The 19,725-nt window shown below is 74.1% G+C and carries 17 protein-coding genes; 4 read left to right on the forward strand and 13 right to left on the reverse strand.

The window, feature by feature from the left end:
- Window positions 1–15: 15 nt before the first annotated feature.
- Genes OHA34_RS06145 through OHA34_RS06180 form a run of 8 tightly spaced genes read right to left on the reverse strand, consistent with a single transcriptional unit; the run spans window position 16 to window position 8,320 of the window.
- Window positions 16–1,461, reverse strand: coding sequence for an FAD-dependent oxidoreductase (locus OHA34_RS06145; RefSeq protein WP_285940127.1), 1,446 nt, complete (start codon window positions 1,459–1,461; stop codon window positions 16–18).
- Window positions 1,458–2,123 (reverse strand): aspartate/glutamate racemase family protein, encoded by a 666-nt coding sequence (locus OHA34_RS06150; RefSeq protein ID WP_285940128.1) that lies wholly within the window; start codon window positions 2,121–2,123, stop codon window positions 1,458–1,460. Before OHA34_RS06150 ends, OHA34_RS06145 begins: the two co-directional genes overlap by 4 nt.
- A complete protein-coding gene (locus OHA34_RS06155; protein WP_285940129.1) occupies window positions 2,123–3,517 on the reverse strand; it encodes an MmgE/PrpD family protein in 1,395 nt (464 codons plus the stop codon). The genes OHA34_RS06150 and OHA34_RS06155 overlap by 1 nt, the downstream gene beginning before the upstream one ends.
- A gap of 14 nt (window positions 3,518–3,531) precedes the next feature.
- The gene (locus tag OHA34_RS06160) at window positions 3,532–4,233 is read right to left on the reverse strand and encodes an ABC transporter ATP-binding protein (RefSeq protein WP_285940130.1); all 702 of its coding nucleotides are present in this window, start codon (window positions 4,231–4,233) and stop codon (window positions 3,532–3,534) included.
- Complete coding sequence (locus OHA34_RS06165; RefSeq protein ID WP_285940131.1) at window positions 4,220–4,954, reverse strand: ABC transporter ATP-binding protein; 735 nt, start codon at window positions 4,952–4,954, stop codon at window positions 4,220–4,222. The genes OHA34_RS06160 and OHA34_RS06165 overlap by 14 nt, the downstream gene beginning before the upstream one ends.
- Window positions 4,951–6,018 (reverse strand): branched-chain amino acid ABC transporter permease, encoded by a 1,068-nt coding sequence (locus OHA34_RS06170; protein ID WP_285940132.1) that lies wholly within the window; start codon window positions 6,016–6,018, stop codon window positions 4,951–4,953. Before OHA34_RS06170 ends, OHA34_RS06165 begins: the two co-directional genes overlap by 4 nt.
- Window positions 6,015–7,079 carry a branched-chain amino acid ABC transporter permease gene (locus tag OHA34_RS06175; RefSeq protein WP_285940133.1) on the reverse strand — a complete coding sequence of 355 codons (1,065 nt, stop codon included), beginning with the start codon at window positions 7,077–7,079 and terminating at the stop codon, window positions 6,015–6,017. Before OHA34_RS06175 ends, OHA34_RS06170 begins: the two co-directional genes overlap by 4 nt.
- On the reverse strand, window positions 7,076–8,320 hold the full coding sequence (locus OHA34_RS06180; protein WP_285940134.1) for an ABC transporter substrate-binding protein: 1,245 nt from the start codon (window positions 8,318–8,320) through the stop codon (window positions 7,076–7,078). The genes OHA34_RS06175 and OHA34_RS06180 overlap by 4 nt, the downstream gene beginning before the upstream one ends.
- Window positions 8,321–8,588: 268 nt before the next feature.
- Between OHA34_RS06180 and OHA34_RS06185 the strand changes: the two genes are divergently transcribed.
- Genes OHA34_RS06185 through OHA34_RS06200 form a run of 4 tightly spaced genes read left to right on the forward strand, consistent with a single transcriptional unit; the run spans window position 8,589 to window position 12,857 of the window.
- Window positions 8,589–9,776, forward strand: coding sequence for a CaiB/BaiF CoA transferase family protein (locus OHA34_RS06185; protein ID WP_285940135.1), 1,188 nt, complete (start codon window positions 8,589–8,591; stop codon window positions 9,774–9,776).
- Window positions 9,773–10,630, forward strand: a complete 858-nt coding sequence (locus tag OHA34_RS06190) for an HpcH/HpaI aldolase/citrate lyase family protein (protein ID WP_285940136.1) — start codon at window positions 9,773–9,775, stop codon at window positions 10,628–10,630. The genes OHA34_RS06185 and OHA34_RS06190 overlap by 4 nt, the downstream gene beginning before the upstream one ends.
- On the forward strand, window positions 10,627–11,460 hold the full coding sequence (locus tag OHA34_RS06195) for a cyclase family protein (protein ID WP_285940137.1): 834 nt from the start codon (window positions 10,627–10,629) through the stop codon (window positions 11,458–11,460). Before OHA34_RS06190 ends, OHA34_RS06195 begins: the two co-directional genes overlap by 4 nt.
- Complete coding sequence (locus OHA34_RS06200; RefSeq protein ID WP_329520945.1) at window positions 11,457–12,857, forward strand: MmgE/PrpD family protein; 1,401 nt, start codon at window positions 11,457–11,459, stop codon at window positions 12,855–12,857. The genes OHA34_RS06195 and OHA34_RS06200 overlap by 4 nt, the downstream gene beginning before the upstream one ends.
- 136 nt (window positions 12,858–12,993) lie before the next feature.
- On the opposite strand, the gene OHA34_RS06205 is transcribed toward OHA34_RS06200, so the two are convergent.
- From OHA34_RS06205 to OHA34_RS06225, 5 genes are all read right to left on the reverse strand, one after another.
- Entirely contained in the window at window positions 12,994–13,218 is a 225-nt protein-coding gene (locus OHA34_RS06205) for a hypothetical protein (RefSeq protein WP_285940139.1), read from the reverse strand.
- Window positions 13,219–13,362: 144 nt separating this feature from the next.
- Entirely contained in the window at window positions 13,363–16,326 is a 2,964-nt protein-coding gene (locus OHA34_RS06210; RefSeq protein ID WP_329520946.1) for a leucine--tRNA ligase, read from the reverse strand.
- 249 nt (window positions 16,327–16,575) lie between these two features.
- Complete coding sequence (locus tag OHA34_RS06215) at window positions 16,576–17,844, reverse strand: alpha/beta hydrolase (RefSeq protein ID WP_285940141.1); 1,269 nt, start codon at window positions 17,842–17,844, stop codon at window positions 16,576–16,578.
- A 256-nt stretch (window positions 17,845–18,100) separates the two neighbouring features.
- The gene (locus OHA34_RS06220) at window positions 18,101–18,310 is read right to left on the reverse strand and encodes an MbtH family protein (RefSeq protein ID WP_329520947.1); all 210 of its coding nucleotides are present in this window, start codon (window positions 18,308–18,310) and stop codon (window positions 18,101–18,103) included.
- A gap of 135 nt (window positions 18,311–18,445) precedes the next feature.
- The gene (locus tag OHA34_RS06225; protein WP_329520948.1) at window positions 18,446–19,690 is read right to left on the reverse strand and encodes a DUF5753 domain-containing protein; all 1,245 of its coding nucleotides are present in this window, start codon (window positions 19,688–19,690) and stop codon (window positions 18,446–18,448) included.
- Window positions 19,691–19,725: the final 35 nt, after the last annotated feature.

Below are 19,725 nucleotides of genomic sequence, written 5' to 3' on the forward strand. Positions count from 1 at the left end.
GCGTGCGAAATGGGGTTAGTGAACTGGGGCCGGCGCGGCCGGCCCGGCGCGCCCGGCGGCGCGGCGGGCCACGTCGTCGGCGGCCAGGTAGGCGAGCCCGAAGGCGGGCAGCAGCCCGTTGCCGGGCAGGTAGCCGGCGGCGCCGTGGCCGGACACGCCGGCCGCGGCGCCGCCGGCCGCGTACAGCCCGGGGATGCGGCGGTCTCCGGGGTCGACGACGGCGGCGTGCTCGTCGACCATGAGACCGCCCTGGGTGTGGAACAGGGCGGGCAGCACGCGGACCGCGGCGTACCGTCCGGAGAGCGGGCGCTCCCAGTTGGCGCGGCCGTGCTCGTCGGGGCGCTCGCCGCGCGCCACCGCCGCGGCGTCGGCCAGCTCGGCGGCGAGCGCGGCGGCGGGCAGGCCGGTGGCCTCGGCCAGTCCGGCCGCGTCGTCGGCCCAGACCAGGACGCCCGACTCGACGGTGTCGCGGAAGTCCTGGAACGGCTGGCACTGCTCGAAGATCACCTCGTCCAGCACGATCCAGCCGGTGCCGCCGGGACGGGCGGCGAGCTCGGCGGCGTACTCGGAGTAGCCCCGGGTCTCGTCGCCGAAGCGGCGCCCGCCGAGGTCGACCAGGACCGCGCCGTGGATGATCGTCGCCCAGCCGACCAGCGTGCCCGCGTTGGCGGCGATGGCGCCGTGGCCCTGGTAGGCGTCCAGGAAGCCGGTGGCGGCGCCGAGCCGCTCGCCGATGCGCAGCGCGTCGCCGAGCGACTGGTCGCCGCCCTGGTAGAGCGCGCCGGCGATCTCGGGGAGGTGCCGTCCGACCAGCTCGCGGTCGGCGCCGAAGCCGTTGGTGGCCAGCAGCACCGCGCGGGTGGGGATCTCCTCCTCGCCGCCGTCGGGGTAGCGGACGACGGCGGCGCGCACCGCGCCGTCCGGCCCGGTCGCCACGTCCACCAGCCGCGCCGGGACGAGCAGGTCGATCAGCGGGTGCTCGCGGACCCGGCGGACCAGGTGGTCGAGCACGCTGGAGCCGTGCCGGCCGGGCACCGAGTGGCAGCGCGGCACCGCGTGGCCGGGGTAGTTGAAGTCGGTGACCAGCGACAGCGGCAGCTCCACCGAGTCGGCCAGCCACTCCACCAGCGGGGCGCTCACCCCGGCGAGGGTGCGGGCGAGGCGCGGGTCGGCCCGGCCCCCGGTCTTGGCCATGATGTCGTCGACGAACCGTTCGGCGGAGTCGCCGACGCCCGCCTCGGCCTGCCAGCGGGACCCCGCACCGGGGAACATCGCGGTGGACATCGAGGTGTTGTTGCCGCGGCGGAAGTGCTCGCTGGCCTCGACGACCACCACGCTGAGCCCCTGCTCGGCGGCGCGCAGCGCCCCGGCGAGACCGCCGCCGGCGCCGGCCACGACGAGGTCGGGCCCGTCCTCGGCCGGCGCGGGCCCGGCCATCGCGTCCCGGACGGTCCCGGTCATGCCGCCCTCCCCACCTGGTCGGCCTCGTCCTCGACGGTCATCAGCCGCAGGGCGAGCGCGGTCGGGTCGATGACCCGCGCGGGCAGCGGACCGGCCTCGACGTCGACGGCGGAGCAGCCGTTGATCACCGCGGCGGCGCCGCGCGCGGCCAGCTCGCCGACGGCGTCGACGAGGGCGGCGTTCCACGCGGCCGTGTCGGCGATGGCGTCGAACGGCAGCTCCATCACCGCGATCCCGGCCACGTGGGGGGCCAGCCCGTAGGCGTCCAGCCGGCGGCCGAGCTCGGCGCCGATGGCCTCGTTACGGACGACCGCGCCGAACCGGACACCCTTGGCGGCCAGGTGCATGGCACTGAGCTTGAGCAGCCCGTTCACCGGGACGGCCCGCGCGGGCCCGGCGGCGGGGCCGGCGGGTACGGCCGGGTCGAGCACGCAGTCGGGGAAGGCCAGGTCGAAGCCGTCGCCGGCGGCGTCCAGCGTGGCGGCCACCTCGCGCTCGGAGGCGCGGACGGAGTCCTCGCTCTCCAGCGCCAGGGGGGCGGCGGGGCCGACGTCGCGCAGCTCGATCCGCAGGCCGGGCGGCGCCAGCCGGTCGTAGCGGGCCTGCCGCCGCCGGATCTCCTCGGCGGGCAGGTGGATGGGCGTCACCGCCAGGGCACGCATCAGCTCGGCTCCTCCTTCTTCTCGGTTCCGTCCCCGGTGCCGGCGAGCCCGCGCAGCGGATCGCCGACGTGCGGGAGTGCGGGCAGGTCTCGGGACAGCTCGACCGCGCGGTCGACGAGCCCGGCGCGGCCGGGCAGCCAGCCCTTCAGCATCGCGACCACGGCGCGCTCGTCCAGCGGATGGTGGTCGGCGTCGCCGACGGGGTTCGGCACCTCGCGGGTGACCGGCGCGGCGCCGTCGTCGAACTCGACGGTGACGCGGGCGGCGCGCTCGGCGGGCAGGCGTCCGGTCAGGTCGCCCGCGGCGGTGAGCCGGACGCGGCGGGCGAGGGCGCGCACGGCGGGATCGCCGAGGCGCTCCGCGCCGGACGAGGCGGGGCCGACCTCGCCGGTGAGCAGGGCGGTGGCGACCACGAACGGCGTGGAGAACATCGCCGACAGCCGGTTGTCCCATCCGGTGGCCGCCAGCCCGGCGCCGAGCGCGTGGGTCTCGACCGTGATCCGCTCGATCCGCCCGGTCCGGGACGGGGCGAGCTCGGCGCGGAGCGCGAGGACGGCGTCGGCGGCCGGGTGGGTGAACGAGCAGGACGCGTGCCGCTTGAAGTAGCCGCGGGTGACGTCCCACCGCTCGCCGAGGCCCGCGGTCAGCCCGGCGGGGTCGAACCGGCCGAGCAGGGTGCCGAGCGACAGCGCGGCGGTGCCGGTGTTGCGGGCCAGGCCCGCCGCCGCCATCCGGGCCGCGACCAGCCCGGACAGGTTGGAGGCCCCCATCCAGGCGTCGCGCACCGGGTTGCCGCCGGTGGCCGACCCGAAGTGCCCGGCGACCGGCAGCCCGGCCCCGGTGTCGATCGCCGCGGCGGTCGCCCCGGCGCCGAGCCCGAGCAGCCGGGCGCAGCCGGCGGCGGCGCCGGGCACGCCCCAGCTACCGTGCGGGTGGGCGCCGGGAGCCTGCGCCGTCGCCTGCCCGAACCGCGCCGCGACCTCGTAGGCGGCGAGCAGCGCGGCGGCCGTATCGGCGCCGGTGCTGTCGAGCTCGCACGCCAGCGCGAGCACCGCCGGGAACCCGTGCGCCGCCGGATGGCCCTTGGCGTACTTGTTGCCCTCGTCCAGTTCCAGCGCGACCAGCGCCGTCGCGCCCAGCCAGGCGGCGGCGTCGGTGGAGACCAGCCGGCCCGCGCCGATCAGCGGCGCCGGCCCGGCCGGGGGCCGCCAGGCGGCCCGCAGCGCGGCCTGCTCGTCCAGCCCGGCACCGAGGGCGGTCACGCCCACCACGTCGAGCAGGACGAGGGAGAGCCGGTCCAGCACCGCGGCCGGCACGTCCGCGACGTCCAGCCGGGAGACCCACTCCCCCAGCTCCGCCGTCGCCCCCGCGGCCGCGGCCACCCGTTCGTCCATCGTGCGGTCCTCCGTCACAGCCCCAGGTACGCCTTCCTGACCTCGGCGGAGCCGGCGAGCTCGGCGCCGGTGCCGTGCAGCACCGTCGACCCGCTCTCCAGCACGTACGCCCGGTCGGCGATGGCGAGCGCCTGCTTGGCGTTCTGCTCGACCAGCAGCACCGACACCCCGCCGTCGCGGATCCGCTCGATCGCCTCCAGCATCGCCCACGTCAGCTTGGGCGACAGCCCGGTGGACGGCTCGTCCAGCATGAGCAGCCGCGGCCCGGCCATCAGCGCCCGGCCGATCGCGAGCATCTGCTGCTGGCCGCCGCTGAAGGTCTGCGCGACCTGGCCGCGGCGCTCGGCCAGCACGGGGAACAGCTCCAGCACCTCGCGCAGGGCCGTCTCGGCCTGCGCGTGCGAGCGCGTCCACGCGCCCATCCGCAGGTTCTCCTCGACGGTCAGCGTGCCGAACAGCGCGCGGTCCTCGGGGACGTGCACCAGCCCGTCGCGGACCAGCTCGTCGGGACGGCGGCCCAGCGTCGGCGCGCCGTCGAAGGTGATCGTCCCGGCGGTCGGCCGGATCTGCCCGCAGACGGCGCGCAGCGTGGTGGTCTTGCCGGCGCCGTTCGCGCCGACGAGCGCGACGATCTCGCCCTCCCCGAGGGTCAGGTCGACGTCGTGCAGGATCTGCATCCGGCCGTAGCCCGCGCAGACCTTCTCAACCTTCAGCACCGGCGGGCTCCTCTCCGAGATACGCCTCGATCACCCGCGGGTCGGAGGTGACCTCCTCGGCCGACCCGGCGGCCAGCACCCGGCCCTGGTCCAGGACCAGCACCCGGTCCGACAGCCGCATCACCGCGGCCATGATGTGCTCGATGAACAGCAGCGTGGTGCCGTCCTGCTCGCGCAGGTCGGCGAGCAGGTCCAGGACCGGCTCGCGCTCGGCCGGGACGAGCCCGGCCAGCACCTCGTCCAGGAGCAGGACCTTCGGCCGCATGGCCAGCGCCCGCGCGAGCTCGAGCCGCTTGAGGCCGGCCGTCGGCAGCTCGGTCGCGGGCCGGTGCGCCCACTGGCCGAGCCCGACCCGCTCCACCACCTCGAGGGACCGCTCGCGTAGCCGCCGCGCGGGCTGCCGCTCGTGCTGGGCGGCCAGGCTCACGTTCTCCAGCACGCTCATGCTGCCGAACGGGCGCATGAGCTGGAAGGTGCGGACCATGCCGGCCCGCGCGATCCGGTCGGGCGAGCGGCCGGTGACGTCGCGGCCCGCGAACAGCACTCTGCCGGTGTCCGGCGCGAGCGCACCGCAGATCACGTTGAACAGCGTGGTCTTCCCGGCGCCGTTGGGGCCGATGATCCCGAGGATCTCGCCCTGCCCGACCTCGAACTCCACCTCCGACAGCGCCCGTAGCCCGCGGAAGTCTTTGCCGACGCCGGTCACGTTCAGGATGGTCATCGGCGCCACCTCGCCATCGCGGTGCCGACTATGCCCTTGGGCAGCAGCCGGACGATCAGGATCAGCAGGATCGCGTAGAGGGCGACGTCCAGCCCGCTGCGGCCCTGGAGGAAGTTCAGGAAGTCCGGCGGTGTGCGCAGCAGGGTCGCGGTCACGTCCGACAGCGAGCCGACGATGATCGCGCCGACCACCGGGCCCCAGACCGTGCCGATCCCGCCGATCACCACGGTGGCGATCGCCTGGATCGACACTGAGGAGCCGAACGCCAGGTCCGGGTTCACGAACAGGTAGTACTGGGTGTAGAAGGCGCCGGCCACCGCGGTGATCGCGGCCGACAGCGCCACCGTCATGAGCTTGTGGCGCATCACCGGGGTGCCGAGCGAGGCCGCCGCGAGCTCGTCGTCGCGGATGGCGGTGACGTACCGGCCGGATCGCGAGTGCAGGAACAGGATGCTCGCCGCCCCGGCCAGGCCGGCCAGCGCCAGCGCGATCCAGAAGTAGGCGGGCGAGTCGGCGGCGAACTGGATCTTCCATAGCGAGGAGCCCTGGATCAGCGGCACGCTGAACCCGACCGCCTTGTTGGTGAACTCGGTGCTGGTGACGATCAGCCGCAGCATCTCCGCGAACGCGAAGGTGGCCAGCGCGAAGTAGGCGCCCTGGAGCTTGTAGCGGAAGGCGAAGTAGCCGATGACGACGGCGACGCCCGCGGCGACGGCCATTCCCGCAAGCATCCCGATCCACGGCGAGACCCCGTGCTCCACCAGCAGGTACGCGCTGGTGTAGGCGCCGAGCCCGAAGTAGGCGGCGTGCCCGAAGCTGAACATCCCGCCGAAGCCGCTCATGATGTTCCAGCCGACCGCCATCAGCAGGAAGATCAGGATGCGGACCGCGACGGCGCCCTGCGCGGACGGCAGGATCAGCGGCAGCGGGATCGCCACCAGGAGCAGCACCAGGAGGATCGCGAGCTGCCGGTTCTGCGGGCGCAGCGGCGGTGCCTTGGTCGCGCGGCCGGTGCCGCCGCGCCCGGCCGGGCCGGTGCCCCCGGCGATGGTGATGCCGGTCATGCCCGCCTCCCGAAGAGTCCCTGCGGGCGGAGGAACAGCACCACGACGAAGACCACGAACACGCCGAGCAGCGAGCTCTGTCCGTCCATGTAGATCGTGGTGAGCTGCTCGACCAGCCCGATCAGCAGCCCGCCGACCAGCGCGCCGCCGACATTGCCCATGCCGCCGAGGACCACGACGACGAAGGCGGTGATGTTGAACTGCTCGCCGAGCGTCGGGGTGACCGTGATCAGCGGCGCGGCCAGCACCGCCGCCGCCCCGGCGCACGCGGTGCCGATCGCGAAGGTGAGGGTGTGGATGCGGCGCACGTTGATGCCGACCAGCTCGGCGCCGGGCCCGTTCGCGGCGACCGCGCGGATCGCGGTGCCGAACCGGGTGCGGCGCAGCAGCCAGAACAGCAGCGCGCCGAGCAGCAGCGCGCCGACGAAGGCGTACAGCCGCGCGCCGGTCACCACCGCGCCGAACAGCCCGAACTGGAAGTCGCCGGGCAGCGTGACGGTCTTCGGCTCGGCGCCGAAGAACATCAGCAGCCCGTTCTCCAGCAGCAGCGACAGCCCGAGCGTGATCAGGAGCTGGTTCTCCAGCGATCCGCCGCCGGTGCCGCTGAGCAGCCCCCGGTGCACGACGCCGCCGATGAGGAACAGTGCCGGCACCGCCACCAGCAGCGTGAGGTAGGGGTGCAGGCCGGTGCCCTGGACCACGCCGAACGCGATGAACATGGCCACCGCGAGCAGCGCACCGTGCGCGAAGTTGACGATGTCGAGCACGCCGAAGATCAGCGTGAGGCCCATCGCGATGAGCCCGTACAGGCCGCCCATCAGCAGGCCGGTCACCACCGACTGCCAGACCACCAGGCCGCTGCCCGACTTCAGCAGTGCGACCGCGATCGCGATGACGAGGGCGCCGCCGATGATCGCGACGCGCTTGAGGATCGCCGCGTTGCCCCCGCCGCCGAGCGCGGCGCGGAGCGGGTGGGGGGCCTTGCCTCGCGGGGAGGCCGCTCCTGGCGCCTCCGCGTCCGGGGCGAGTGCCGCCCCTTTCTGGTTTCCGATATTGCTCATGGCCGCCATGTCACCGAGTAGTTGGGCTGGGATTCGGCCTTCTCCGCCGGATAGACCTGTTTCACCTGGCCGCCCTGAATCTGCATCAGCACGGGGAGGGCGTTGCGGTTGTCGCCGTTGGCGGCGAACCGGATCGGCCCGCGGCCGACGGCGAGCGGGGTGACCTGGGAGGCGCTGATCGCCTCGCGCACCTTCTCGGCGTCGGTCCCGCCGGCCCGGTCCACGGCCTGCGCGATCACCTGGACGGCGTCGTAGGCCAGGACCGCGCCGGTGCGCATCGGGGCGCCGAAGCGGCGCTGGTAGTCGGCCCGGAGCTTGGTCGTCTGGTCGTTCTTGGCGTCGTAGTGGTAGTTGGTGCTGAAGTAGCGCTCGCCCAGGGCCCCGGCGTCGGTGACGAACTTGGGCTGGTCGTAGGCGCCGTTGGAGACGCCCCACACCGCGTCCAGGTTCGGCTTGACGGCGTTGATCGCCTTGGCCGCCAGCAGGCTGTCGCGGTAGTACCCGGCGACCGCCAGCACGTTCGCCCCGGACGCCTTGACCTGGGTGATCTGCGCGGTGAGGTCGGACGTGGTGACCGCGTCGTAGCTGATGTTCGGCCCCATCTGGATGCCGAGCTTCGCCGCGGCCTTGCTGAACGCCTCGGCGGCGCCGCTGCCGAAGTCGGTCTGCTCGTGCAGGAAGGCGACCTTCCGCACGGGCTTGCCCGCCTTCTCCGAGACCTCCTTGAGGTACGCGGCGGCGGCGGCCGAGATGGCCTCGCTGCCGGGCTGCACCCGGAAGGCGTAGCGGTAGCCGTGCGCGAAGATCGCGTCCGAGGCGGTGACGTCCATGACGAACGGCACCCGGTTGCGCTCGGCGACCACGGCGACGTTGGTGCTGACGGCACTCTGATAGGTGCCGACCAGGCCGACCGCGCCTTCGGAGATGAGGCGCTGCGCCTCGCTCTGCCCGACCTCGGCCTTGCCCTGCGTGTCGCCCTCGGCGAGCTCGACCTTTCGGCCGCCGAGGGACTTGATGCCGCCGGCGGCGTTGATCGCCTCGACGGCGAGCTGCGCGCCGCGGCGCATCTGCTGGCCGTCGACCGCGTTCGCCCCGCTGACCGGGTGCAGCGCGCCGATCTTGACCGGGCCGTGGTCCCGCCCGGCGGCGGCGCCCGCCGCCCCGGACGGCGCCGACCCGCCGCACCCGGCCAGGAGGACCGCGCAGGCGCCTAGCCCGGCGACGAGCTTTCGAGCGGACATTCCCACTCCTCCCGCCGATCCTGTGGTGTTCCGCTTAGAGAAACGCCAAGTAGATGTTGCGTCATCGTGGCACCCACCACACGTCCAGGTCAATAACCTGTAACAACTTGACTCACCCTGGAGAACAGTGCGAACTTGTGGGCAGGCTGAGGTGCGCGCGACGCAACACGGCGTTCACCGACGTTCCCCTAAGCGAAACAATGCGGACCTGCCCGCCCTCTCCTCCTCGCGCGAGGGCAGCGAGCCGACAGGAAAGGCGGTATGCCCCATGACGGATGCCTTGTCCGGAATCCGGGTGCTCGACACAGCCACGCTCTTCGCCGGGCCGCTCGCCGCAACACTGCTCGCAGACTTCGGCGCCGAAGTGATCAAGATCGAGCACCCCAAGGGCGACCCGGTGCGCAGCCACGGCGCGCGGCGCGACGGCGTCGGCCTCTGGTGGAAGATGCTCGGCCGCGGCAAGAAGGCGATGACGCTCTACCTCGGCTCGCCGGAGGGGCAGGACCTGTTCCGCGCGATGGTCGCCGACGCCGACGTGGTGATCGAGAACTTCCGGCCCGGCACCCTGGAGCGGTGGGGCCTCGGCTACGACGAGTTGCGCGAGATCAACCCGCGGCTGGTGCTGACCCGGGTCACCGGCTTCGGGCAGTTCGGTCCCTACTCCAAGCGGCCGGGGTTCGGCACGCTCGCCGAGGCGATGAGCGGATTCGCCGCCATCACCGGCGAGCCGGACGGGCCACCGACGCTGCCCCCGTTCGGCCTGGCCGACGGGATCGCGGCGCTGACCACGGCGTTCGCCGTGATGACCGCGCTGCGCGCCCGCGATGCCACCGGCGAGGGCCAGGTCGTCGACATGGCGATCATCGAGCCGATCCTCACCCTGCTCGGCCCGCAGATCATCACCTACGACCAGCTCGGCGAGCTCCAGGCGCGCACCGGCAACCGGTCCAGCAACAACGCGCCGCGCAACACCTACCGGACCAGCGACGGCCGGTGGGTCGCGATCTCCACCAGCGCGCAGTCGATCGCCGAGCGGGTGATGCGGCTGGTGGGCCGGCCCGAGCTGATCGACGAGCCGTGGTTCGCGACCGGGTCCGAGCGCGCCGAGCACGCCGACGAGCTGGACGAGGCCGTCGGCTCGTGGATCGCGCAGCGCGACCGGGACGAGGTCGTCCGGGCATTCGAGGAGGCCCAGGCCGCCGTCGCGCCGATCTACAACGCCGCCGACGTGATGGCCGACCCGCAGTTCGAGGCCCTCGGCACGATCACCACCGTCCCCGACGACGAGCTCGGCCCGCTGAAGATGCAGAACGTGCTGTTCCGGCTCTCCCAGACGCCCGGCCGGATCGACTCGGCGGGCCCGCCGCTCGGTGCGCACACCGCCGAGATCCTCGGCCGGTACGGGGTCTCCGAGGAGGGCCTGGCCGAGCTGCGCGCCAAGGGCGTGATCAAGTGACCGCCGCCCCGCCGCCCCGGACCTGGCTGTACGTCCCCGGCGACCGTCCCGACCGGATCGGCAAGGCGCTGGCCTCCGCGGCGGACGCGGTGATCCTCGACCTGGAGGACGCAGTGGCCCCGGCCGCCAAGGACGAGGCCAGGCGGCAGGTCGTGCGGACCCTCGCGGAGGGCGCGCACGCCTACGTCCGGATCAACGTCCCGTCCTCCCCCGAGGGCGCCGCCGACATCGCGGCGCTCGCCGCCGCCCCGTCCGCCCCGGCGGGGGTGCGCGTCCCCAAGAGCGAGGACCCCGGCGAGCTGAGCCGGGTCGCGGACGCGCTCGGCGTGCCCGTCCACCCGCTGATCGAGTCCGCCCTCGGAGTGGAGAACGCGGCGGTGCTCGCCACCGCCCACCCGCTGGTCGCCGGGATCTCGCTGGGTGAGGCCGACCTCGCCGCCGACCTGCGGACCGGCGGCGGCGACGCGCTGGCGTGGCCCCGCTCCCGGGTCGTGGTCGCCGCCCGCGCCGCCGGGCTGCCGAGCCCGGCGCAGAGCGTCTGGACGGCGGTCCGCGACCTGGACGGCCTGCGCGCCGACACCGCCGCGGGCCGCCGCGCCGGGTTCTTCGGGCGCTCGGTGATCCACCCGGCGCAGATCCCCGTGGTGCACGAGGCGAGCGCGCCCGACCCCGCGGACGTCGCGTGGGCGCGCGAGCTGATGGACCAGCTGACCACCGCCACCGAACGCGGCGACGCCGCGTGGATCGACTCCACCGGCCGGTTCGTGGACAAGGCGATCGTCGAGCGGGCCACCTGGCTGCTCGCGGTCGCCGAGTCCGGCGGACGGCCCGTCAACGAAGGGCACCACTCATGACCGACCAGGTCACGCGCACCCAGGATCCGCTGCTCGCGGCGGTCGCCGGCGGGGTCCGGCTGATCGAGCTCGGCCAGCCGTTCTTCACCGGGATGCCGTGCTCGCCGAACCACCCCGGGTTCCGGATGACGCTGATCCGGCGGCACGGCGACATGGAGCGGCCGGACGGCGGCTCGGCCGCCAACGAGATCATCGTGACCGGCGGCCACGTCGGCACGCACATCGACGCGCTGTCGCACGTCAGCCAGGACGGCCTGCTGCACGGCGGGGTCGACGCGGCCGAGGCCCAGCACGGCGGCACGTTCACCAGCCTCGGCGCCGAGACGCTGCCCGGCCTGCTGCGCCGCGGGGTGCTGCTCGACGTCGCTGCCGTCCACGGCGTCCCGACGCTGCCCCCCGGGTACGGCGTGACCGTCGCCGACCTCGAGGCCGCCGCCGAGCGCGCCGGCACCGAGCCCGGCAAGGGCGACGTCGCGCTGATCCGCACCGGCTGGGCCCGCAACTTCGACGACGCCACCGCCTACATGGGTAAGGAGACCGGCGTGCCGGGGGTGACCACCGCCGCCGCCGAGTGGCTGGCCGCCCGCGAGATCGCCGCCACGGGCGCCGACACCACCGCCTACGAGCAGATCCCGGCGGGTGCCGGGCACGCCGTGCTCCCGGTGCATCGGGTGCTGCTGGTGGAGTCGGGCATCTACATCCTGGAGCACCTCAACCTGGAGGCGCTCGCCGAGGCCGGCCTGAACGAGTTCGTGTTCGTGCTGGCGCCGCTGCGCATCAAGGGCGGCACCGGCTCCCCCGTCCGCCCGCTCGCGGCGGTGTCGGCGTGACCTCCACGCTGGTCCAGCGGCTGGCCGGGCTGGCGGACGACGTCCGGACCCGGGGACTGCCCGCCGAGCTGCGCGCCGACGCCGCCCGCCGGATGCTCGACGTGCTGGGCAACAGCCTGGCCGCGACCGGCGAGCCGCCGGCCCGCGCGGTCGGCGAGCTCGTCCGGGAGTGGGGCGGCGCGGGCCGCTCCACCGCGATCGGGACCGGCGTCCGGCTGCCCGAGCCGAGCGCCGCGCTGCTCAACGGCACCCTCGCGCACTCCCTCGACTTCGACGACACGCACCTGCCGTCGGTGCTGCACCCGTCGGCGTCGGTGGTGCCCGCCGCGCTCGCCGCGGCCGAGGCGCGCGGCGCGAGCGGCGCCGCGCTCCTGGACGCGATCGGCGTCGGCATCGAGATCACGGTGCGGCTCGGCATGGCCGGCTACGACGCCGAGCTCGGCAACTCGGTGTTCTTCGAACGCGGCCTGCACGCCACCGCGATCTGCGGCGCGCTCGGCGGCGCGGCGTCGGCCGCCATGCTGTCCGGGCTGGACGCGGGGGGCATCGCCGACGCGATCGGCATCGCCTCCAGCATGGGCGCGGGCCTGCTGGAGGCCAACCGCACCGGCGGCACGGTCAAGCGGATCCACTGCGGCTGGGCGGCGCACGCCGCGGTGACCGCCGCCGGGCTCGCCCGTACCGGGATCACCGGCCCGCCGACCGTGCTGGAGGGCCGGTTCGGGCTGCTCCAGGCGTTCTGCGGCGACCAGGCCCACCCGGACGAGCTCACCGACCGGCTCGGCGAGCACTGGGAACTGCCGGGGATCTTCTTCAAGCCCTACCCCTGCAACCACTTCACCCACGCCGGGATCGACGCGGCCCGCCGGCTGCGCGCGCGGGGCCTGGACCCGGCCGAGATCGAGTCGATCGAGCTCGGCGCGCCCACCGCGGTGCTGCGGACCATCGGCGAGCCGCTCGAGGACAAGATCCGTCCGAGCTCCGGCTACCACGCCGCGTTCTCCGGCCCCTACACGGTGGCGGCGGCGCTGCTCGGCGGCGGCGGGCTCGGGGTCTTCCACGAGGACTTCACCGACGAGGCCGCGGCCGACCCCGCGCGGCTGGCGCTGGCGGCCAAGGTCCGCTGCGTGCCCGACGCGCGGTGCGACGAGATCTTCCCGCACCAGTTCCCGGCCGTCCTCCGCGTCCGGACCCGCGACGGCCGCGAGCTGGAGGAACGGGTGGACGCCAACCGCGGCGGCGCGGGCAATCCGCTGTCGCCGGAGGAGCTGGCCACCAAGTTCCGGCTCAACGCCGCGCGGCGGGTCGGCGCCGGCGAGGCCGCCCGGATCACCGAGCTCACCTACGGCCTGGCCGAGGCCGCGGACCTCGGGGAGCTGACGGCGCTGCTCCGGTAGCACTCCCGCGTATGACGGACGGGCGGCGCGAATGCACCGCCCGTCCGGTAACGCGGAGACCGGTGCGCCGGGCGTTCGGTGAGTCCACTGGAAAGTGCTCACAGAACGTCGTCCGGGCGCACCGGACTCGTATGCGCTAGTGCCAGTTGTTATTGGAGATGCAGTTCGTGAGCAGGTCGAGGTTGAGGGCGATGACCCCCCACGAGCTCTGCTCCTTGACGCAGGACTGGAACACATCCCCGCCCTTTCCGTGACCGTGGCCGTGACCGTCGACCGGTGCGGCGGAGGCGGGACCGGCGGCGGCGAACGCCACGCCACCGGCAATGCCAAGGGCGGCCAACGTCGTTACGAAACGAGACACGACTAGCTCCTTACTGTCTGTGACTGCTACGTAACCTTTCGTATCCGCGGCCCGCTCGTGATAAACCCGGCAAGCACGCTGTTCTGCCTGGTGGAGGTCTCTTTACCAGGCCAATGCACGGCACGGGAAAACGGCGTCCGGCCTCTATTCGGGGCCCTGTGCGGCACCGGCGGCCGGGGGCCGGCGCGCCACGATGTTCACGATCCGGCCCGGCACCACGACCAGCCTCTGGACCGTGGCGCCGGAGGTGTGCCGGGCGTAGCCGGGGTGCTCGGCCAGGATCCGCTCGACCCGCTCGCGGCCGGCGTCCGCCGGGACCTCGATCGTGAACCGGGTCCGCCCGTTGACCTGGACGGGCAGTTCGACGAAGGGCTCGGCGGCCAGCGACGCGTCGGCCTCCGGGAAGCCCGCGTGGGCCACCGGGGTGTCGTGCCCGAGCCGCGACCACAGCTCCGCGGCGATGTGCGGGGCCAGCGGCGCCACCATGAGGACCAGCGGCTCGGCCAGCGCGCGCGGCACCGCCCCCTCGGCGGCGGCGATCTTCGCGGCGCGCGCGGTGAGGCCCATCAGCCGGGCGATGGCGGTGTTGAGGCGCAGCCCGCCGACGTCCGCGCGGACGACCGTGATCGTCTGGTGCAGGGCGCGGAGCGTCGCGGCGTCCGGCGGCGCGTCGGTGACGCGCGGCCCGCCGGTCGTCTCGTCGACCATCGAACGCCACAGCCGTTGCAGGAACCGGTGCGCGCCCGCGATGTCGTCGGTCCGCCAGGGCCGGTCGGTGTCGAGCGGCCCCATCCCCATCTCGTACAGCCGCAGCGTGTCGGCGCCGTACCGGTCGCACATCTCGTCGGGGCCGATGCCGTTCTTGAGGCTCTTGCCCATCTTGCCCGCGCGGCGGGTGACCGGCCTGCCCCGATGGGACGGCGTCCCGTCGGCGGCCGTGGCGACCTCGGCCGCCGGGACGTGCATGCCGCGCTCGTCGGTGAAGGCGTCGGCCAGGATGTAGCCCTGGTTGAACAGGCGCCGGTACGGCTCCTTCGTCGAGACCAGCCCCAGGTCGTACAGCACCTTGTGCCAGAACCGCGCGTACAGCAGGTGCAGCACGGCGTGCTCGACGCCGCCGATGTACAGGTCCACCCCGCCCTCCCCGCCGGATCCGGCGTCCGGCGGGACCATCCAGTAGCGCTCGACCTCCGGGTCGACGAACGCCTCGGTGTTGGCCGGGTCCAGGTAGCGCAGGTGGTACCAGCAGGACCCAGCCCACTGCGGCATGGTGTTCAGCTCGCGCCGGTACGTCTTCGGGCCGTCGCCGAGGTCGAGCTCGACCGTGGCCCACTCCTCGGCCTTGGCCAGCGGCGGCACGGGGTCGCCGGTCCCGTCCGGCTGCGGCCTCGGCCGGAAGTCGGTCATCTCCGGCAGCAGGACGGGCAGCGCGGAGTCGGGCAGCGCGACCGGGAGGCCGTCCTCGTCGTAGACGATAGGGAACGGCTCGCCCCAGTACCGCTGCCGGGAGAACAGCCAGTCGCGCAGCCGGTACGAGCGGACCGCCCGGCCCGCGCCCCGCTCCTCCAGCCACGCGATGGCGGCCGCGATCCCGTCGGCCCGGCCCAGCCCGCGGAGGTCCGGGCCGCCGGACGCCGGGACGTGGCGGCCGTCGCCGGTGAACGCGGCGGGCCAGTCGCGGGCCGGCGTCCCAGGCTCGATGCCCTGCCCGGCGAACCACTCCGGGCCGGGCTCCAGCACCTGCCGGACCTCCAGCCCGAACGCGCGGGCGAAGTGCAGGTCGCGCTGGTCGTGCGCGGGGACCGCCATCACCGCCCCGGTGCCGTACCCCATCAGGACGTGGTCGGCCAGGAAGACCGGCATCGCCTCGCCGGTGACCGGGTTGGCCGCGTGGGCGCCGGTGAAAACGCCGGTCCCGGCGTCCGCCCCGGCCGCACGCCGGCGGTCGCCGAGCCGTGCCGTCCGGTCGCGGTACGCGGCGGCGGCGCGCCGCGGCGTCCACTCCGCCGCCGGGACCGGGCCGCGCCCCGCGGGGAAGCGCCACGCCTCGGGGGTGCCGGGCGGCCAGGCCGCGGGGAGCAGCCCGTCCGCCCGGGGGTGCTCGGGCGCGAGCACGACGTGAGTGGCGCCGCGCAGCGTGTCCGGACGGGTGGTGAACACCTCGATCGGCTCGCCGCCGCCCGTGACCGGGAGGGAGACGCGGGCGCCGTCACTGGCCCCGATCCAGTTGCGCTGCATCCGCTTGATGGGCTCGGGCCAGTCGACCAGGTCCAGGTCGCCGATCAGCCGGTCGGCGAACGCGGTGATCCGCAGCGTCCACTGCCGCAGCGGGCGGCGGTGCACCGGGTGGTTCCCGACATCGCTGCGGCCGTCCGCGGTGACCTCCTCGTTCGCCAGGACGGTGCCGAGCGCCGGGCACCAGTTGACCGGTTCCTCGGCCAGGTAGGCCAGCCGGTGCGCGTCGACCGCCCGGCGCCGCTCGACGCCGGTGAGCGCGGCCCACGGCCGGCCGTCCGGCGCGGGCCGCTCACCCGCCTCGAACTCCGCGACCAGGTCGGCGATCGGGCGGGCCCGGCCGGTCCGCTCGTCGCACCACGCGCCGAACAGCCGCAGGAAGATCCACTGCGTCCACCGGTAGTACTCCGGGTCGCTGGTGACGATCTCGCGGCGGGTGTCGTGGCCCAGGCCGAGCCGCCGGAGCTGGCGGCGCATCGCGTCGATGTTCGCGCGGGTCGTGTCGCGCGGATGCCGGCCGGTGTCGATCGCGTACTGCTCGGCGGGCAGGCCGAACGCGTCGTACCCGAAGGTGTGCAGCACGTGGTGCCCGGTCATCCGCAGGAAGCGGGCGAGCACGTCGGTGCCGATGTAGCCGAGCGGGTGCCCCACGTGCAGGCCGGCGCCGCTCGGGTACGGGAACATGTCGAGCGCGAAGAACTTGGGGCGGCCGGCGACGCGGCCGAACCCGTCCGCGAGGGGTCCCGCCGGGTTGGGCGAGTCGAAGGTGCCGTCCGCCTCCCAGCGGTCCTGCCACCGGCGCTCGATCTCGTTCGCGAGGCGCGCGTCGTAGCGGTGCGGCGGCGCGGTCCCGTCGGTGTCGTTCGCCTTCATCTGAGCGTCTCCATCTGCCGTGCCGTCTCCCCCGGAAAATGAAAAAGCCCCTCGGAACACGAGGGGCGGGCCGCGTCGACTCAGTGCGTCAACGCGGCCCGGGAAGAAGAAGTGCGTTCAGGATGGACATGCCCACACCGTACACGGCGCGCGGATCCGCGGGACGGGGATCGGCGGGACCGGGGCCGGGGCCAGTGGCCGCTTCCGGCCCCGGCGGCCGGTCAGGAGCGGCCGGTCAGGAGCGGCCGGTCAGGAGCGGCCGGCGCCGATGGCGGTGGTGATCGCCGGCCAGCTCGCGACCAGCTCCCGCTTCCAGTAGGCCCACTTGTGGGTGCCGGGACCGTAGAGGTTGGCGGTGACCGCGACGCCCGCCTGCCGGGCGGCCTTCACGAAGTTGGCGTTCATCGTGCCCGCGAAGTTCTCGCCGACGCGTCCGGCGTCCCAGGGCGCGGTGCCGGACTTGTCGTAGGGGCCGGGCTGCCCGTTGCCGGAGGAGACGTAGACGCCGATGCCCTTGAGCCTGCCCACCATGACCGTCGCGTCGTGCGCCTGCCAGTTCGCCCGGTCGCGGATCGGCTCGCCCCAGATGGCGTAGCGGTCGACGCCGCCGCCGCTGTCCATCGAGGTGAGCACGGTCGGCATGCCGGGCGCGGTGATGTTGAGGGCACCGCTGTAGGAGGCCGCGTACCGGAAGAGCCCCGGGTGCCGCTCGGCGTAGGTGATGGCGCCCTGCCCGCCCGAGGACAGCCCGATGGCGGCGCGGGCGGTGCCGGCGTGGAAGTTGCGCTCCATGAGCTGGATGACCTCCTGGATGTGGAAGGTCTCCCACTCCGGGATGCCGCCTTTCCCGCCGTTCCACCAGTTGGTGTAGGAGCCGCCCGAGCCGCCCTCGGGCATCACGACCATCACGTCGTCGCCGGCGGCGACCTGCGCGAGGTTGGAGTCCTTGGTCCAGGACTGGTAGTTGTTCCGGCCGCCGTGGTAGGCGTACACCACCGGCCAGGTGCGGGTCGCGCCGGCCGACCACGACTTGGGCACCAGCACCCGGGTCTTCACCGACGAGCCGAGCGCCGGCGCGGCGATGGTGACGTCGAACTGGTACTTGGAGACCTTCTTGACCGCGGTGACCTTGGCGCCGTCGTCGGACGAGCGGTAGACGCCGTTGCCGTTGCGGGCCGACTCCGCGCCCTTGGGGAGCCCGGTCTTCTTCCCGTGCAGCCGGGGCTGCCGGTCGGGGTCGGCCACCTTGACCGTCGGGTGCCCGCTGCTGAAGGGGTAGCTCGTCGAGGGCGTCGGCGAGGCCGAGGGCGACGTCGTGGGCGGGACCGACGGCATCCCGACGCCGGGGCCGGGCATCTCGACGGGCTGCTCGGAGCCGGCGGCGGCCTCCGGCGTGCCGTTGGAGGAGACGGGCCGGCCCACCCCGGTCTGCGCCAGGATCACCATGATGCCGGGCAGGACGACCGCGGTCACCGCCACGCCGCCGACGGCGATCTTCCGGTCGGTACGCTTCTTCATGGCCTCTCCAGTTGGACGCTCCCCCAGCCGGCGGGGGCGATCGGGTCCGCCGCCGAGCTCACCTCGATGCTCTGCACGCGGAGGGCGTGGGTGCGTCAGATCGAACCCAGAAGGACGTTACTGTCACAACCGCCCCGTCCACAAGCATTGACAATAAATGCAATAAAGCCGCCGTCCGGTTGTTACCGGACGAGTGCGCGGGGCGCCGCACCGCGCCCACTCCAGCCCGCTCCAGCGCCGCCGCCGCAGCTCCGCTTCAGCCCGCGGCGCGGGCGGCGAGGCTCCGGGGACGCAGATCGGTCCAGTGGGTCTCGACGTACTCCAGGCACCCGGCGCGGGGCCCGGGACCGAACGCCGCCGCCCATCCCGCGGGGACCTCGGCGAACGCGGGCCAGAGCGAGTGCTGGCCCTCGTCGTTGACGAGCACGAGGAAGGCGGCGTCGGGGTCGTCGAAGGGGTTCGTCACGGCGGTGCCTCCACGGGGGACGGAGTACATGAGAAGTAAGGCTCACCTAACCTAGCAAGCACTCCCCGGCGCGCGCCATCTCCGTCGATATCAGACATAAGAGAGATGCGGTCCATAGGGGCGAGATCACGCATTCTAGAATTCGCCGAGCGTCCGGGCGAGGCGCGCGACACTCGCCCCCGGCCGGTCGGCGGCGACCGCCAAGCGGGCGAGCACTCCCCAGTAATGCCGGACGTCCTTGGACTTCTCCGGATAAAGCGCGTAGGTGAGCTGTTCGAGATAGACCACATCGGGAATGTCGCGCCCGGGAAAACGCAGATGCGTGACCGGCCCGTCGAGCGCCGCGGCCGGGCCCCCGGCACCGGCCGGCAGGAGCTGGATCCGCACGTTCGGGAGCGCGGACGCCTCGATCAGATGCCCGATCTGATCGCGCATCATCGCGGCGCCGCCGGGCCCGGGACCGGCCCGCAGCACGCGCTCGTCGATGGTCGCCCGCAACTGGGGGGCGCCCTCGCGGCGCAGGATCCCCTGGCGGCGCATCCGCAGCTCGACGCGCCGGTCGATCTCGGCGGCGTCCGCGCCGGGACGGCCGCTCCGGATGGTGGCGCGGGCGTACCCCTCGGTCTGCAACAGGCCCGGGATGAAGCGCGGCTCGTAGACCTGGAGGACGGCGGCGTCCGGCTCCAGGCTGAGGTAGGTCTCGAACCACTCCGGCACCACGTCGCGGTAGTCGGCCCACCAGGCGAGCGCCGCGGCCTGCCTGGTCAGCGCGAGCAGCCAGGCCCGCCTGGACTCCTCGGCGTCGCCGGACGGACGCCTGCCGAGCGCGTCGCTGCGGGCGAGGCCCACCGGGCCCGGCCCCGGCCGCGACCCCGTCCTCGGCCGCACCCCCGCACTCGGTCTCGCGCCCGCGCGGCCGGCCCGGGACCGTCCCGTGCCCGCGTGCCCGGCCTGGAGCACCGCGCCCGGCCGCCCGGCCACGGCCGCCGCGCCGGCGACGCTGGCCACGGCCCCTCCGGCCTGGTGCGGGGCCTCGTGCGGGGGGCCGTCGATCGCCTCGTACTTGCGGCGCCATTCGTCGAGGGTGCCGAGGCGGTCCGGATTCACCGAGCCCTCGATCGCGACCACCCGCAGCAGGGCCCAGAAGGACGCGACCAGCTGCCATCTCGGCGCCCGCCGCCGGCGGCATTTCAGCAGGTCGTTCACCGTCGACTTCGGAAGTGCGATGACGCGCACCCCAAAGACCGGCAGCGAATCGGACTCGAGCCGGCGCGACAGCTCCTCCAGCACCGCGTAGGTCGGCGGCCCGGCGATCTTCCAGGCCCTGTTCAGTTCGGCGATGAAGGCGTCCAGTGCGCGTGCGCGATCGTCGTCGGGCATACCCCTCATCCGCTCGATCGTGGGTGAGAACACAG

The sequence above is a fragment of the Spirillospora sp. NBC_01491 genome, assembly GCF_036227065.1.
Classification (GTDB): Bacteria; Actinomycetota; Actinomycetes; order Streptosporangiales; family Streptosporangiaceae; genus Spirillospora; species Spirillospora xylanilytica.

What these genes read in the sequence shown, in the direction of transcription:
- OHA34_RS06145 (WP_285940127.1), bottom strand. Translation starts at nt 1,461, where the DNA reads ATGACCGGGACCGTCCGGGACGCGATGGCCGGGCCCGCGCCGGCCGAG.
- OHA34_RS06150 (WP_285940128.1), bottom strand. Translation starts at nt 2,123, where the DNA reads ATGCGTGCCCTGGCGGTGACGCCCATCCACCTGCCCGCCGAGGAGATC.
- OHA34_RS06155 (WP_285940129.1), bottom strand. Translation starts at nt 3,517, where the DNA reads ATGGACGAACGGGTGGCCGCGGCCGCGGGGGCGACGGCGGAGCTGGGG.
- OHA34_RS06165 (WP_285940131.1), bottom strand. Translation starts at nt 4,954, where the DNA reads ATGACCATCCTGAACGTGACCGGCGTCGGCAAAGACTTCCGCGGGCTA.
- OHA34_RS06170 (WP_285940132.1), bottom strand. Translation starts at nt 6,018, where the DNA reads ATGACCGGCATCACCATCGCCGGGGGCACCGGCCCGGCCGGGCGCGGC.
- OHA34_RS06175 (WP_285940133.1), bottom strand. Translation starts at nt 7,079, where the DNA reads ATGAGCAATATCGGAAACCAGAAAGGGGCGGCACTCGCCCCGGACGCG.
- OHA34_RS06180 (WP_285940134.1), bottom strand. Translation starts at nt 8,320, where the DNA reads ATGTCCGCTCGAAAGCTCGTCGCCGGGCTAGGCGCCTGCGCGGTCCTC.
- OHA34_RS06185 (WP_285940135.1), top strand. Translation starts at nt 8,589, where the DNA reads ATGACGGATGCCTTGTCCGGAATCCGGGTGCTCGACACAGCCACGCTC.
- OHA34_RS06195 (WP_285940137.1), top strand. Translation starts at nt 10,627, where the DNA reads ATGACCGACCAGGTCACGCGCACCCAGGATCCGCTGCTCGCGGCGGTC.
- OHA34_RS06210 (WP_329520946.1), bottom strand. Translation starts at nt 16,326, where the DNA reads ATGAAGGCGAACGACACCGACGGGACCGCGCCGCCGCACCGCTACGAC.
- OHA34_RS06215 (WP_285940141.1), bottom strand. Translation starts at nt 17,844, where the DNA reads ATGAAGAAGCGTACCGACCGGAAGATCGCCGTCGGCGGCGTGGCGGTG.
- OHA34_RS06225 (WP_329520948.1), bottom strand. Translation starts at nt 19,690, where the DNA reads ATGCCCGACGACGATCGCGCACGCGCACTGGACGCCTTCATCGCCGAA.